A 15,179-nucleotide genomic window follows, 5' to 3' on the forward strand; every position below is an offset into this window, starting at 1 on the left:
CGCATGACTACGGGCATCACTTCGGGCATCACTTCGGGCGCCGCCTCGGGCACCACCTCGCTCCCGCTGTCCGCCGACGAGGCCCGGCGCATCGCCCTGCGCGCGCAGGGCTTCCTCGGGGCGCCCGACCGGCGCGGCGGGGTCCGCGGGGTGCTGCGGCACCTGGGCGCCGTGCAGCTGGACACCATCTCGGTCCTGGCCCGCTCGCACGAGCTGATCCCGTACGCGCGCCTGGGCGCGGTGGGCCGGGACACCGTGGAGCAGGCGTACTGGTCGGACCGGCACGCCTTCGAGTACTGGTCGCACGCGGCCTGCATCCTGCCGATCGAGGAATGGCCGCATTTCGCCTTCCGCCGCCGGGCCAACCGGGTGCGCGGCCACCGCTGGCACGTCCTCCAGGACAAGGAGCGCTCGACGCGGGCCGTGCTGGACCGGCTGCGGTCCGACGGCCCGCTCACCTCCACCGAACTGGGCGGCGCCAAGAACGGCGGCGAGTGGTTCGAGTGGTCCGAGACCAAGATCGCGGTGGAGTGGCTGCTCGACACCGGCGAGGTGGTGTGCAGCGAGCGCCGCGGCTGGAAGCGGGTCTACGACCTCCCCGAGCGCGCCGTCCCCGACGCGCTGCTCCATGACGACCTGGACGACCGCGAGTGCCTGCGGCGCCTGGTCGCCCTGGCCGGCCGGTCCCTGGGGGTCGGCACCCGCGCCGACATCGCGGACTACCACCGCCTCAAGGGCGGGGAGTTCGACGCGGTGGTCGCGGACTCCGGGCTGGTCCCGGTCGAGGTGGAGGGCTGGTCGAAGCCGGCGTGGGCGGACCCGGCGGCTCTCGTGGAGGCTCCCGCGGGCCGCCACCGCACGACGCTGCTCTCGCCCTTCGACTCCCTGGTCTGGGACCGTCCCCGGACGGAGCGGATCTTCGGATTCACGCACCGCCTGGAGGCGTACGTCCCCAAGCCGAAGCGGATACACGGGTACTTCGCGATGCCGCTGCTGGCGGGCGGCCGGCTCCAGGGCCGGGTCGACCCGGCGCGCGAGGGCCGCACGCTGGTGGCCCGGCAGCTCTCCCTGACCTCGCCCAAGGCCGCGGGCCCGATGGCGAGGGCACTGCGGGAGGCGGCGGAATGGGTCGGCTGCGAGGACGTACGCGTCGAGCGCGCGAGCTCGCCCGCGGAAGCGGCGGCCGTCACGGCGGAACTCGCCGCGCTCTAGCGGATTTCGAGGATCTTCTCGCGCATCGCGTAGACCACGGCCTCCATCCTGGAGTGCAGCTGCAGCTTCTCCAGGATGTTGCGGACGTGGTTCTTCACGGTGTTCTCGGAAATGAACAACTCCTTCGCGATATCGCGGTTGTTCATCCCGGTGGCGACCAGTTTCAGGACCTCGAGCTCGCGGTCCGTCAGCCGCGGCGCGGGTACCAGGCGCCGCTCGTCGGTCCGCTGGATCATCGACTTGAATTCGGTGAGCAGCTTCGACGCCATCGACGGGCTGATCTGGGACTGGCCGTCCGCCACCGCCCGGATCGCCGTGGCCACCTCGTCCGTCGAGATCTCCTTCAGGAGGTACCCGGTCGCGCCCGCCTTGATCGCGTCGTAGAGGTCCGCCTCCTCGTCGCTGATCGTCAGCATGATGATCTTCGCGGAGGGGGCCACCTCCTTGATCGAGGTGCACGCCTCGATCCCGCCGCGCCGCGGCATCCGGACGTCCATCAGCACGATGTCCGGAAGCAGATCGGCCGCCTTGTCCACGGCCTCCGCCCCGTCCCCCGCCTCGCCGACGACCAGGATGTCCTCCTCCTGGGCGAGGACGATCTCCAGTCCCCGCCGGAAGAGCGCGTGGTCGTCGACCACGAGCACCCTGATGGGTTCCCCGGCAGGCTCCTGCGACGTGTCCGTCCCCCGGCAGTCCGCGACGCCGTCGACCCCGCGCACCGGCCCGAAGCTGTCCGCCATCGTTCCTCCCCCTGCATGTGCTCAGCTGCTGGGCCAACCGGACACACACCGCAGCCGGTTGACTGCACGCCATGATTCCATGCCCGCACCACGACGCGGGGGACACAAGTGAGCCACCTGGCGCATACCCGTCGCATTCGCGTCATGCAGGTGCCCCCGCACAGGCGCCGGAGCGCCTGCGCGAGGGCAGCGAACGCCTGCGATCCGACTCAGCCGCCGAGCGCGCCACCGGCGCCGCCGCGCGGTTCCTCCGAGCTGGAGGCACCGTCGGGGTTCACGTGGATGACGCCGTAGTCATAGGCGTGACGGCGGTAGACAACACTGGGCAGCTTCGTCTCGGAGTCGACAAACAGATAGAAGTCGTGGCCGACCAGTTCCATCTCGTACAGAGCCTGGTCGAGCGACATGGGTGCGGCCGAGTGGGTCTTCTCGCGGACGATGAGCGGGCCTTCGCCCTGCACCTCGATGGATCCGATCCGGGTGATCGGCACCCCGTCCGTCTTCTCCTCGGAAACCACCTGGCCGCTGCCGTTCAGCGAGGCCACGCCCGGCACCACGTCGGCGACTTCCGCCGCGGGGATCCGGCCGCTGCCGCGGCGGGTGTGGCGCTTGTCGTGCTGCTTGCGCAGCCGGGCCTCCAGCTTGTCCTGAGCCAGGTCGAGCGCCGCGTACGCGTCGGCGGCGGCGGCCTCGGCACGGATCACGGGGCCCCGCGAACGCAGGGTGATCTCCACGCGGTCGGAACGGTCGGCCTGACGCGGGTTGTGCTCCTTGGACACCTCGACGTCCAAGCTGATCACCTTGGCGTCGAGCTTCTGGATCCGCTCCGGATTCAGCTTCTCGGCCACGTGCTTGCGGAACCGCTCGGGCACCTCGGTCTTGCGGCCCTTGACGACGATGTCCACGCAGAACTCCGTTCCCGGATAGCTCCGCCCGACGGGGCGAAGCGTCTCCCTTTCGCACCAGACTCCGGTGAAGGCCGGAGCCTCGGACTTGGCGACTTTCACCTCCTCCTCCCCCATCGGCAAGATCAACACCCCACCGACTTCGGAGTCGAGAGACAGCCTCCTGAGTTCCTTACAACCGAACATATCCCTCTATGGCGGTTGTCGGCACCCGCTACCGGAATGTACTTCCGACGAAGCGGCTGTTCCCTCGTACTACCTGCAACGATGGGCCTTCCCCGCCAGTTCCAAATCTATTCACAAGATTCTTCTTCTGTGTGAGTTGCTCAAACACGTGGCGCCCGTTCGATCCGTCTGAAGGAGTCCACCGGCGCGGCCACCACCGCCGCCCGCAGCACCGCCCCCGGGCCCGCCACCAGCCCCGCCGCGCGCACCGCCCGGGCCGCCTCCGCCAGCGTCGACCCGGTGGTGATCAGGTCGTCCACCAGCACGATCCGGGCGCCCTCCGTGAGCCGCCGGCCGCCCCGGCGCACCGCGAGCGCCCCCGCGAGGTTCTCCCGGCGCTGCCGGGCCCCGAGTCCCGCCTGGTCCGCCACCGCCCGCCGCAGCCCCAGTACGGGCGCCACGCGCGCGGGAACACCTGTTCGCCGCAGCCGGCCCGCGGCCGCCAGGGCGATCCTGCGCGCCGGATCGTGCCCGCGCGCCCGCACCTGCCGCCGCGCCGACGGGACCGGTACCAGCGCCACCTCGCCCGCGCCGCCCTGAGCACCCGCCCCGCCCGCCAGGACGGCCCCCGCCAGGGCAGCGCCGAGCACCCCGGCCAGCGGCAGCGCCCCGCGCTCCTTGTGCGCCAGCAGGAGGCTCCGTACGCCCTTCTCGTAGCCGGCGGCGGCCCACACCACCGGAAGGCCCACAGGCGGCGGAGACGGCCGCACGGTGGCCGCCACGGCGCCGCTCAGCGCATCCCCGCACTCGGCGCACACCAGTACCCGCGCCGCTCCGCAGCCGGCGCAGTCGGCCGGCAGCACCAGCCCGGCGAGCTCCTGCCACCACCACCGCATGGCTCCACACTGACGGCCCGGACCACGGCCCGCGACCCCTGTGGACAACGGGACAACGGGACAACAGCCCGGCCGCCCCGCGGTCAGCCCGGGTACACCGGAGACCGGCCGCCCGCCGCCACCGTGCGCCACTGGGCACCCGGCGGCAGCCACACGATCCCGTCCTCCGAGTTCGCGACGACCGGCTTCGGCTTCGCCTCGTCCTCCGTCGCCGCCACCGCCACCTCGGACAGCCCCGTGGCCCCGGGCAGGCTCGCCGCGACCATCGAACCGTCGGCCAGCATGTAGCGGGCCTGCTGGACACCGCCGCTCTCGCGGCCCACCACGAGCAGCCGCCCGCGCGGCGCCCAGCTCATCGCCGTCACGTCCGCCATCTGCGGCGCCGCCTGACGCAGCTCGCGCACCGACACCGCCGAGGAGTCGCTCTTGCCGTCGGGCCGTTCGATCCGCCCGACGTACAGGCTGTTGCGGCTGCCCCGCTCCACGAGCAGCGCGATCCGTACCCCGTCGGGGGACGCCTTCAGCGAGGTGATCTTCCCGCCGTCGAGCCCGGCCACCTGCACCTTCTCGGGGGTCCCGGCCCCGGCCGGCACCCGCCACAACCCGAGGTTCTGCGGATCGCGGTCCGCGACCCACAGGTCGCCCGCCGCGTCCCAGCTCGGCGCGGTCAGCGCCGCCGTCCTGCCGCCCTTGCCGATGGTCACCGGCTGCGGCATCGGACCGCCGCCCACCAACGGGACGACGGACAGGCTGTGCTGGTCTTCGGAAACCACGGCAGCGCGCCGCTCGTCGTAGGTCACGGCCGCCGAGCTGACCTTGAAGGCGGGGGGCGTGATCAGCGGCCCCGGCACCGGTTCTGCCCTGGCCTGCTGGTCCTCGCTGCTGGTGTCCAGCTTCATCCGGACCAGGCGCTTCTCGTTGTCGACGAAGTACTGGTACTCGGGGATCTTGGGCCGGCCCGCGATCGCGGCCGCGCTCACCTCGGTCACCGAGCACAGCGAGGACGACTTGTCGTCGGCGCGCAGCAGTTCGACCTGGTCGAGCCGAGAGCCCGTCAGTTCCTTGACGGTGTAAAGGAGTTGGGTGGCCATCTTCTTGCACTGCGGCTGCGCGACATTGTCGGCCTTGTCGTTGAGCGGCACACGCAGCGTGTTCTGGCCGTCGTACGAAAGGGACTTGGTGCCCGGGCGCAGTTCGGTACCCGTGGGGAAACTGGACTCGACGACGGGGCCGAGCCATCGCGACGGCCCCGCGAGCAGCGACTGCACGGTCTGCGTGGTCGGGTCCATCCGCGAGTCCGGGTCGGTGCGCTGGCGCACGTAGACCGGGTCGGCGACAAGCGTGCCGGCCGCGAAGTAGTACTTGTTGACCGGCATGTAGATGCGCTGGAAATCCGACTCGCTGAGGACCAGACCACTGGGCGGCGTGGAGATCCGCCACTGCTTCTCGTCGTCCTGGACGAGCTGGAGGAACTCCTCGTACTGCGCGCCGTCGGTCTCCGGCTGGTACGCGCTGCGCTCGTCCACGGTCGCCAGCTTCTTGCCGGTCACCTTCCAGCGGGGCCCGCCGGGGTCCTTCTCGCCGCGCACGGAGACCCGGTCGAGGCCGGACGAGAGGACGGTGACGGCGGAGCCGGGCTTCCAGTTCTTCGCCGCATCCTCGGTGAGGTACTTGCGGGCGGTCTCCAGCTGCGGGTCGTCGCTGGTCATCGCCTCCAGGAAACCGTCCACGATGTCGGCGGCGCCCGCCTTGTCCGCAGGCGGTACGCCGAACACCCGCACCTGCGAGTCGACGCCCTGCGAGGCCTGCACCGGGCGGATCTCCCCGTGGTCGGGCATCGACGCGCAGCCGGCCAGCAGCAGCCCGGCCGCACCGAAGGCGTACGCCCGTACGGTGCGCAGCCGCCGGCGCCGCACCCGCACACGCCCCGCCCGCGCGTCCAAGGGCTCAGCGTCCATCGGCTCGGTCCTCCTGTTGTGGCTGCTCGGCCGGGCGGGCCACGACCCGGGCCCCGTTCCCCGGCAGGGCCGTCGGGTCGGCGGGCACCGGCATCGCCCCGGCGACGGGCGAGCGCGGCGGTATCGGCGAGCGGTCACCGGCGTCGGCGGGCGTACGGTCCGCGGCGATGCCCGCCGCCCGGGCCTGCGCCTCGGCGGCGGCCCTGGCCCGGTTGGCCCGGGAGTCCTCGGGCTCGAGCGGGATGGGCGAGCCCCGCAGCGGCTCGTCGGCCGTGCGCGGCAGCGTCATCCGGAACTGCGAGCCGCCGCCCGGCTCGCCCCAGGCCTGCAGCCAGCCGCCGTGCAGCCGGGCGTCCTCGACGGCGATGGACAGGCCGAGGCCGGTCCCGCCGGTCGTGCGCGCCCGCGCCGGGTCGGCCCGCCAGAAGCGGTTGAAGACGCGGGTGGCCTCGCCGGGCTTGAGCCCGACGCCGTAGTCCCGTACAGCCACGGCGACGGCCCCGCCCGCGGACGCGAGCCGGACCACCACGTCGCGGCCCTCGCCGTGCTCCACGGCGTTGACGACGAGGTTGCGCAGCACCCGCTCCACCCGGCGCGCGTCGGCCTCGGCGATGACCGGCTGGGTGTCGCCCAGCACCCGGATCCGGGTGCCCTTGTGCTCGGCGAGCGGCTCGGCGCCGTCGATGACACGGCGTACGACATCGCGCAGGTCGATGGGCTCGGCCTCCAGCGCCGCGGCGCCGGCGTCGAAGCGGCTGATCTCCAGCAGATCGGCGAGGAGCGACTCGAACCGGTCGAGCTGACCGGCGAGCAGTTCGGCGGAGCGCGCGGTGATCGGGTCGAAGTCGACCCGGGCGTCGTGGATGACGTCGGCGGCCATCCGTACCGTCGTCAGCGGGGTGCGCAGCTCGTGCGAGACGTCCGAGACGAAGCGGCGCTGCATCCGGGACAGCTCCTCCAGCTGCTGGATCTTGTTCTGGAGGTTCTGCGCCATCTTGTTGAAGGCCTCGCCCAGACGCGCGATGTCGTCCTCGCCGGTGACCTTCATCCGCTCCTGGAGCCGCCCGGCCGAGAGCCGCTCGGCGATCCCGGCGGCCATCCGCACCGGGGTCACCACCTGGCGTACGACGAGCCAGGCGATGCCGCAGAGCAGGACGACGACGAACAGGCCCGCGGTCACGATGGTGACCTTGATCAGGTTGAGGGACTCCTCCTCCTGCGTGAGCGGGAAGAGGTAGTACAGGTCGTACGGGTCGCCGTTGATGTCAGAGAGGCGCTTGCCGATGACCAGCGCCGGCTCGGGCTCTTTCTTCCCGTCCCCGCTCGTGTACCGGATCTCGGAGAAGGTCTTGAAGGCGCCGGTGGCGTGGTTGACGGCCCGGCGCAGCCCCAGCGGGACGCTGGCGGTCGGGTCCACGTTGCCGGAGGCGCGGGCGCCCTTGACGCCCTGAACGCCGGGCAGCGTCTGCTCACCGGTGCCCGCGCCGAGCGCGACGACCTCGAAGGCGGTCTGGCCGCCACTGGCCAACTGCTTGACCAGGGAGTTCATCCAGGTACTGGCGTCCCGGCCGACCTTGTTGTCGGTGGCGTCGGGCCCGTCGACCGTGGCCGGGGCGTTGGCCTTCTCCTGCGCCACCGCGAACCCGCCCGCGGCCTGGCTCTGCGCCGCCCCCTCCTTGGCGTCGAGGAGGCCCTTGCTGACCTGGGCGATGACGACGAAGCCCAGGGCGAGGACCACGGCGAGCGAGATCAGCAGGGTGGCCGCGACCACCCGCAGCTGGATGTTGCGCCGCCACAACCGGACAGCCGGAAGCAGCGGCCGGCGCGCCAGGCGCAGGCAGAGCCGCAGTACGCGGCTGCTCGGCGCGCCGCCCCGGAAGAGCCGGCCGACGCGCAGCTTCCACGGGCGGGGACCGCCCGGGGCCCTGCCGGGCCTGCCGGACGCTCCGGGCGCGGCGGACTGCACGTCAGCTGGGTCCGGCCTTGTAGCCGACACCGCGCACCGTCACAACGATCTCGGGGCGCTCCGGGTCCTTCTCGACCTTGGACCGCAGACGCTGCACATGCACGTTGACCAGGCGGGTGTCCGCCGCGTGCCGGTAGCCCCAGACCTGCTCCAGCAGCACCTCGCGGGTGAAGACCTGCCAGGGCTTGCGCGCGAGGGCGACCAGCAGGTCGAACTCGAGCGGGGTCAGGGCGATGGAAGCACCGTCCCGCTTGACCGAGTGCCCGGCCACGTCGATGACCAGGTCACCGATGGCCAGCTGCTCGGGCGCGGGCTCCTCCGACCGGCGCAGGCGGGCCCGGATACGGGCCACCAGCTCCTTCGGCTTGAACGGCTTGACGATGTAGTCGTCGGCCCCGGACTCCAGGCCCACGACGACGTCCACCGTGTCGCTCTTGGCGGTGAGCATGACGATCGGTACGCCGGACTCGGCCCGGATGAGCCTGCACACCTCTATGCCGTCCCTTCCGGGCAGCATGAGGTCGAGCAGCACCAGGTCGGGCTTCGCCTCCCGGAAGGCAGCCAGCGCCTTGTCTCCGTCCGCTACGAACGACGGCTCAAAACCTTCTCCACGCAGCACAATGCCGAGCATCTCGGCCAGCGCGGTGTCGTCGTCGACGACAAGGACTCGTCCCTTCATGCTTGACATCATCCCATTAGCTAATCGTTACCCGGCGGTGAGCTGTCCCACAGCCAAAAAGGCTGGAAATCGACCCTCGGACCTGCGTGGAGATCCGCTCCACCAGTCTGCCCCTGATCGGGTCGACAATTGAAGGTACGGGCTGCCGGAGACCCCGGGGACCGTCCGGACCCCTCCGACCGGTCACGATCGGCCCCGGATCGCCCGCCACGGCGCCCGATCCGCCTCCCACCCCCTACTCCGTTCGGGCCCCCCACGTGGCACGATGGCAGCGACCAGCGCCCCCGCCGCAGCAGGCGCACGTGAAGGAGCGACGATGAACGACTCTCCGGGCTGGGCTACGCCCGGATCCTCTCCGTCCGACGGCGAGCGGCCGGGTGACGACGGCGGCGCGCAGCAGCCCACCCCGCCCGTACAGCCGGCGCAGCCCACCCCGCCCGCGCAGCCCGCCGGCGACCCGAAGTGGTCCGCCGAGCAGCCGCCGCCCGGTCAGTGGTCGAGTCCGGGCCAGGCTCCCGAGGCGCCGCAGGCACAGCCGCACGCACAGCCGCAGCCCGGCGCGGGCTGGGGCCAGCAGCCCGCAGGCCCCTCCGCGGGCCAGTACGGGCCCCAGTACGGCTATCCGGGCGGCCCCGGCCAGTGGGGCCAGCCCCCGGCCGCCAAGCCCGGTGTGATCCCCCTGCGCCCCCTGGGCCTCGGCGAGATCCTCGACGGCGCGGTCGCCACCATGCGCACCCACTGGCGCTCCGTACTGCCGATCACCCTGGTCGTGGCCACGGTCGTCCAGGTGATCAGCGTGATCCTGCAGAAGTTCATGCTCGACGACCTCGTCTTCGCCACGTCCGAGGACATCAGCGCCGAAGAAATCATCGACACGCTGGGCAGCACCTTCGCCGCGTCGGCGGTGGTCCAGTTCATCCAGGTGCTCGGCACGATCGTGGTCACGGCCATGCTCACCATGGTCTTCAGCCGCGCCGTCCTCGGCCAGAACTCCTCGGTCTCCGACGCCTGGCGCGAGGCCCGCCCCCAGCTGCTCCGCCTGATCGGCCTCACCCTGCTGCTGGCCGTCGGCGCCATCCTGCTCGGCGCCGTACTGATCCTGCCCGGCATCCTCGCCGACAGCATCGGCCTCGCCATCCTCGGCTTCTTCGTCTGGCTGCCGCTGCTGGTCTGGCTCGGCATCCGCTTCAGCCTGGCCTCGCCCGCTCTGATGCTGGAGAAGAGCACCGTCCTCAAGGCTTTCGCGCGCTCCTCGAAGCTCGTCAAGGACACCTGGTGGCGCATCTTCGGCATCACCATCCTGACCAGCATCATCGCCTTCTTCATCTCGATGATGATCGTCGCGCCGTTCCAGTTCATCGGCCTCATCGTCTTCGGCGGCGGCTTCGAAGCCCTGGAAGACGGCAGCGGCACCAGCAACTGGGGCATGCTGGTCCTCCCCGCGATCGGCCTGATCATCGCCCAGACCATCGTCATGCCGTTCCAGTCCGGCGTCACCGTCCTCCTCTACGTCGACCAGCGCATCCGCCGCGAGGGGCTCGACCTGGAGCTCGCCCGGGCCGCCGGCGTCGAGAACTACGGCACGACCGGAGGCTGACACACCGATGATGAGTACGGGGGGCCTCATCACCCGCGCCGCGGCGCTCCTGCCGGGCGCCGAGACACCACCGGTGACGACACCGCGCGACCCCGCCAGGGAGGCGGCCGAGCACGAACTGTCCAAGCCGATGTACCACGAGAACGACCCGAGCCTGATGGACCGCGCCCTGCGCAAGTTCTTCGGCCGGCTCGACGACATGCTCGGCGCCGCTTCCGGGGCGACCCCCGGAGGCGGCTTCGGCCTCCTCGTGATCCTGCTCCTCGTCCTCCTGGCCGTCGGCGCCCTGTGGTGGCGCCTGGGCACCCCCGGCCGGGTCGCCACCGGCGCCGGCGTCCTCTTCGACCGCGGCATCCGCAGCGCCGCCGACCACCGCACGGCCGCCGGGGCCCATGCCGACGCCGGCCGCTGGACCGAAGCCGTCCAGGAGCGCATGCGCGCCGTCGTGCGCTCCCTGGAGGAGCGCACCCTGCTCGACCCGCGCCCCGGCCGCACCGCCGACGAGGCCGCCGCCGAAGCCGCGGTTTCCCTCCCCGACCACGCCGCGGACCTCCGCGCGGCCGCCCGTGCCTTCGACGACGTCACGTACGGCGGCCGCACCGCCGACGCCGGCACGTACGCCCGCCTGCGCACCCTCGACCTCGCCCTGGACCGCGCAAAGCCGCAGCTGACGGGACCCACCGCATGACCGGCTTCGGCGCCCCGGACGCCACACCCACTCCGGCTCCGGCTCCGGCGACCACAGCCCCGCCGACCGTCGAGGCACAGGGGGCCGGGCGCGGCGCCCCCGGCAACGCCCCCGCACCCGCCGACGCCCTCTCGCGCACCCGCCGGATCCGCCGCGCGCTCGCCGTCGTGGCCGTCCTGGCCGCGGGCGTCGTCGCCACGGCCGTACTCGGCTCCGGCAGCCGCCACGGCTACCTCGACCCGCGCTCCGCCGACCCCTTCGGCAGCCGCGCCGTCGCCGAGCTCCTCAAGGAGCGCGGCGTCACCACCCGCGTCGTCACCACGGCCCGCGAGGCCGCCGACGCCACCGGCCCCCGCACCACCCTCCTGGTCACCGACCCCGACCGGCTCGGCACCGCCCAGCGCGATGTCATCCGCTCGGCCATCGACCTCTCCGGCGGCCGCACCGTCCTGCTCGCCCCCGGCAGCCACAGCCTCTCCGGCCTGTCCCCCGGCGTGCACACCGCGGGCGACGCCGACACGGACCACCCCGACCCCGGCTGCCCCCTGCCCGCCGCCACCGCGGCCGGCCGCGCGGACACCGGCGGCGGCCTGCGCTACACCACCACCCTCCCCGGGGCCGTCCGCTGCTACCCGAGCGGCGGCCACCCCACCCTCCTCGTCCTGCCCACCGGCCCCACCGGCGGCGACAGCGTCCTCCTCGGCTCCGAGACGATCCTCCTCAACGAGAGCCTCGCCGACGAAGGCAACGCCTCGCTGGCCCTCCAACTCCTCGGCTCCCGCCCGGACCTCGTCTGGTACCTGCCGTCCCTCGCCGACTCCGACCCCGACGCCGCGGCCTCCGGCGAGGACAAGAGCCTCCTCGAACTCGTCCCGGCCGGCTGGTCCTGGGCCCTGCTCCAACTCCTCGTCGCCGCCGTCCTCGCCGCCCTCTGGCGCGCCCGGCGCCTGGGTCCGCTCGTCACCGAGAAGCTCCCCGTCGCCATCCGCGCCTCCGAGGCCACCGAGGGCCGCGCCCGCCTCTACCGCAAGGCCGACGCCCGCGACCGCGCCGCCACCGTGCTGCGCGCCGCCACCCGCGAACGCCTGGCCGCACTGGTCGGCGTACCGCACAACCAGGCCCACGACCCCGTGGCACTGGCCCCGGCCGTCTCCGCCCGCCTCACCGGCGAGCCCCGCGACGTGACCGCCCTCCTCTTCGGCCCCATCCCCTCCGACGACGCGGCACTCGTCGCGCTCGCCGACCACCTCGACGCCCTCGAAAGAGAGGTCCGTACGTCATGACGTACCCGGCCACCGAGTCCACGGCTGTGACCGCGGACAGCGCCCGCGCTTCCCTCGAAGCGCTCCGCACCGAGATCGGCAAGGCCGTGGTCGGTCAGGACTCCGCCGTCACCGGCCTCGTCGTCGCGCTCCTGTGCCGCGGCCACGTACTCCTCGAGGGCGTCCCCGGCGTCGCCAAGACCCTCCTCGTACGGGCCCTGGCCGCATCCCTGGAACTCGACACCAAGCGCGTCCAGTTCACCCCCGACCTGATGCCGAGCGACGTCACCGGCTCCCTCGTCTACGACGCCCGCACCGCGGAGTTCTCCTTCCAGGACGGCCCGGTCTTCACCAACCTCCTCCTCGCGGACGAGATCAACCGGACCCCGCCCAAGACCCAGTCCTCGCTGCTCGAAGCGATGGAGGAGCGCCAGGTCACCGTCGACGGCACCCCGCGGGCCCTGCCCGACCCCTTCCTCGTCGCCGCCACCATGAACCCGGTCGAGTACGAGGGCACCTACCCCCTCCCGGAAGCCCAGCTGGACCGCTTCCTGCTCAAGATCACCGTCCCGCTCCCCTCCCGCGAGGACGAGATCGGGGTCCTGACCCGCCACGCCGCCGGCTTCAACCCGCGCGACCTGCACGCCGCGGGCATCCGCCCGGTCGCCGGCCCGGCCGAGCTCGAAGCCGCCCGCCAGGCGGTCGCGAAGGTCTCCGTCTCCCCCGAGATCACCGGCTACGTCGTCGACATCTGCCGCGCCACCCGCGAATCGCCGTCCCTCACCCTCGGCGTCTCCCCCCGCGGCGCGACCGCCCTGCTGGCCACCGCCCGCGCCTGGGCCTGGCTCACCGGCCGCGACTACGTCACCCCCGACGACGTCAAGGCCCTGTCGCTGCCGACCCTGCGCCACCGCGTCCAGCTGCGCCCGGAAGCGGAGATGGAGGGAGTCACCGCCGACGCCGTCATCACGGCGATCCTCTCCCACGTCCCCGTCCCGCGCTGATGGCCCTCACCGGACGCGCCGCCCTGCTGGCGGCCCTCGGCAGCATCCCGGTCGGCCTGCTCGAACCGAGCTGGGCCGGGATGCTCGCGGTCAACGGACCGATCGCACTGGCCTGTGCGGTCGACTGCGCGCTGGCGGCGCCCGTACGCGGCCTCCTGCTGGCGCGCTCCGGGGACACCTCGGTCCGCCTCGGCGAACCGGCGGACGTCCACCTCACCCTCACCAACCCGAGCGGCCGCAAGCTCAGGGCCCGCATCCGCGACGCCTGGCCCCCGAGCAGCTGGCTGCCGGGCACGGAGGCCGCGGCGTCCCGCCACGAGGTGGTCGTCCCCGCGGGCGAGCGCCGCCGGCTGACCACCCGGCTGCTGCCCACCCGCCGCGGCGACCGCCGGGCCGACCGCGTCACGATCCGCTCCTACGGCCCCCTGGGCCTGTGGGCCCGCCAGGGGTCCCAGGTGTCCCCCTGGACGGTCCGGGTCCTGCCGCCCTTCACGAGCCGCAAGCACCTCCCGTCCCGGCTGGCCCGCCTGCGCGAACTGGACGGCCGCACCAGCGTCCTGACCCGCGGTGAGGGCACCGAGTTCGACAGCCTGCGCGACTACGTCCCCGGCGACGACACCCGCTCCATCGACTGGCGCGCCACCGCCCGCCGGAACAAGGTGGCCGTCCGCACCTGGCGCCCCGAACGCGACCGGCACATCCTCATCTGCCTGGACACCGGCCGCACCTCGGCGGGCCGCGTCGGCGATGCCCCGCGCCTGGACTCCGCGATGGACGCGGCGCTGCTCCTCGCCGCCCTGGCCACCCGCGCCGGCGACCGCGTGGACCTGCTGGCCCACGACCGCCGCCCCCGCGCCCAGGTCCAGGGCCGCTCGGCGGCGGACACCCTGCCGTCCTTCGTCAACGCCATGGCCCCGCTGGAGCCCGAACTGGTCGAGACGGACGCCCGGACCCTGGTCTCCACGATCCTCCGCAGCGCCCCGCGCCGGTCCCTGGTGGTCCTTCTGACGAGCCTGGACGCGGCCCCGATCGAAGAGGGCCTGCTCCCCCTGCTCCCCCGCCTCACGCAGCGCCACACGGTCCTGCTGGCCTCGGTGGCCGACCCGCACGTTGCGAGGATGACCGGCGCGCGCGGCACGGTGGACGCGGTCTACGAGGCCGCCGCCGGCACCCAGACCCAGTCCCAGCGCCGCCGCACCTGCGACCAGCTCACCCGCCACGGCGTCCACGTGGTCGATGCCACCCCGGACACCCTGGCCCCGGCCCTGGCGGACGCCTACCTCGCCCTGAAAGCCGCCGGCCGCCTGTAGCGCGCCGGGCTGGATACGCTGACCGGGGCACCCACCAGGAGGACACCATGGCCGACCTCTCCCCCGAGCAGATGCGTCGAATGCACGACTTCGCGGAGCGGCTCGCGGAGCTGGCCGAGCACCAGGAAGACCAGTGGAAAGTGCAGACCACCGACGGTCAGATCTTTCTCACGATGATGAGCCCCACCGCCCCCCACGGGCTGAATGTGGTGCGGATGCGCCGCCAGATCGAGGCCCAGACCCCCGAAGTCATGGCTCTCAACGACACGAACATGGGCGACCCTCACACCGGGTTGACCAAGGTCCCCGACCTCATGGTCATCGCGGAGGAAGACACGGACGACACGGCGAAGGTCGTCAACTCCCGCGATGTCCTGATGGTGGTGGAAGTCGTGTCCCGCACGAACTCCCTCACGGACATCCGCGACAAGCTGTACGACTACCCGAGGATGGGCGTCCCGCTGTACGTCGTCGTGGACCCCCGCAAGGACAAGAAGTCCGTCACCGTACACAGTGACCCGTCGGAAGGCCCCGACGGCACCCGATACCGCAAGACAGTTCCCTACGCTTTCGGCGACACCGTCACCGCCGGCCGCTGGACACTCGATACGAGCGACCTCAAGAGCTATCCCGCCGACTGGTGAACGGGTCCGGGTCCGTAACGCGCTGAACGTATCCCGCTGACCCCAGGCCTGTCGGCAGCGGCCGATCCGGGCCGTAAACGCAGAAAAGCCCCGCACCGAGCCCATAAGGGCTGGTGCGGGGCTTCCGCAATAATTGTTCGGCGGCGTCCTACT

At 72.6% G+C, this 15,179-nt stretch carries 13 protein-coding genes; 7 read left to right on the top strand and 6 right to left on the bottom strand.

Annotated features, from left to right (window positions below):
- Window positions 1–3: 3 nt before the first annotated feature.
- The gene (locus ACIQZO_RS39020) at window positions 4–1,212 is read left to right on the top strand and encodes a winged helix-turn-helix domain-containing protein (protein ID WP_403635994.1); all 1,209 of its coding nucleotides are present in this window, start codon (window positions 4–6) and stop codon (window positions 1,210–1,212) included.
- Here the strand turns inward: ACIQZO_RS39020 and ACIQZO_RS39025 are convergent.
- The 6 genes from ACIQZO_RS39025 to mtrA all read right to left on the bottom strand — a co-directional run bounded on the left by ACIQZO_RS39025 (window position 1,209) and on the right by mtrA (window position 8,533).
- Window positions 1,209–1,952 (bottom strand): response regulator, encoded by a 744-nt coding sequence (locus ACIQZO_RS39025; RefSeq protein WP_403635995.1) that lies wholly within the window; start codon window positions 1,950–1,952, stop codon window positions 1,209–1,211. The two genes, ACIQZO_RS39020 and ACIQZO_RS39025, sit on opposite strands and share 4 nt — an antisense overlap.
- A gap of 209 nt (window positions 1,953–2,161) precedes the next feature.
- Window positions 2,162–2,857, bottom strand: coding sequence for a ribosome hibernation-promoting factor, HPF/YfiA family (hpf, locus tag ACIQZO_RS39030; protein WP_403636009.1), 696 nt, complete (start codon window positions 2,855–2,857; stop codon window positions 2,162–2,164).
- Between the two features lie 326 nt (window positions 2,858–3,183).
- Entirely contained in the window at window positions 3,184–3,918 is a 735-nt protein-coding gene (locus ACIQZO_RS39035) for a ComF family protein (RefSeq protein WP_403635996.1), read from the bottom strand.
- An 83-nt stretch (window positions 3,919–4,001) separates the two neighbouring features.
- A complete protein-coding gene (locus ACIQZO_RS39040) occupies window positions 4,002–5,876 on the bottom strand; it encodes an LpqB family beta-propeller domain-containing protein (protein WP_403635997.1) in 1,875 nt (624 codons plus the stop codon).
- Window positions 5,866–7,842 carry an MtrAB system histidine kinase MtrB gene (gene mtrB, locus ACIQZO_RS39045; protein WP_403635998.1) on the bottom strand — a complete coding sequence of 659 codons (1,977 nt, stop codon included), beginning with the start codon at window positions 7,840–7,842 and terminating at the stop codon, window positions 5,866–5,868. Before mtrB ends, ACIQZO_RS39040 begins: the two co-directional genes overlap by 11 nt.
- A 1-nt stretch (window position 7,843) precedes the next feature.
- Window positions 7,844–8,533 (bottom strand): two-component system response regulator MtrA, encoded by a 690-nt coding sequence (gene mtrA, locus ACIQZO_RS39050; protein WP_189973359.1) that lies wholly within the window; start codon window positions 8,531–8,533, stop codon window positions 7,844–7,846.
- A gap of 304 nt (window positions 8,534–8,837) precedes the next feature.
- Here mtrA and ACIQZO_RS39055 point away from each other — a divergent pair, with 304 nt between their 5' ends.
- The 6 genes from ACIQZO_RS39055 to ACIQZO_RS39080 are packed head-to-tail and all read left to right on the top strand — an operon-like array spanning window position 8,838 to window position 15,026.
- A complete protein-coding gene (locus ACIQZO_RS39055) occupies window positions 8,838–10,118 on the top strand; it encodes a hypothetical protein (protein ID WP_403636000.1) in 1,281 nt (426 codons plus the stop codon).
- 7 nt (window positions 10,119–10,125) lie between these two features.
- The gene (locus tag ACIQZO_RS39060) at window positions 10,126–10,806 is read left to right on the top strand and encodes a DUF4129 domain-containing protein (RefSeq protein ID WP_403636002.1); all 681 of its coding nucleotides are present in this window, start codon (window positions 10,126–10,128) and stop codon (window positions 10,804–10,806) included.
- On the top strand, window positions 10,803–12,089 hold the full coding sequence (locus ACIQZO_RS39065) for a DUF4350 domain-containing protein (RefSeq protein WP_403636003.1): 1,287 nt from the start codon (window positions 10,803–10,805) through the stop codon (window positions 12,087–12,089). The genes ACIQZO_RS39060 and ACIQZO_RS39065 overlap by 4 nt, the downstream gene beginning before the upstream one ends.
- Window positions 12,086–13,072 (top strand): AAA family ATPase, encoded by a 987-nt coding sequence (locus ACIQZO_RS39070; protein WP_403636005.1) that lies wholly within the window; start codon window positions 12,086–12,088, stop codon window positions 13,070–13,072. Before ACIQZO_RS39065 ends, ACIQZO_RS39070 begins: the two co-directional genes overlap by 4 nt.
- Window positions 13,072–14,382 (top strand): DUF58 domain-containing protein, encoded by a 1,311-nt coding sequence (locus tag ACIQZO_RS39075; protein WP_403636007.1) that lies wholly within the window; start codon window positions 13,072–13,074, stop codon window positions 14,380–14,382. Before ACIQZO_RS39070 ends, ACIQZO_RS39075 begins: the two co-directional genes overlap by 1 nt.
- Before the next feature lie 47 nt (window positions 14,383–14,429).
- A complete protein-coding gene (locus ACIQZO_RS39080) occupies window positions 14,430–15,026 on the top strand; it encodes a Uma2 family endonuclease (protein WP_403636008.1) in 597 nt (198 codons plus the stop codon).
- Window positions 15,027–15,179 lie beyond the last annotated feature (153 nt).

The sequence above is a fragment of the Streptomyces sp. NPDC097617 genome (assembly GCF_044761485.1).
Taxonomy (GTDB): domain Bacteria; phylum Actinomycetota; class Actinomycetes; order Streptomycetales; family Streptomycetaceae; genus Streptomyces.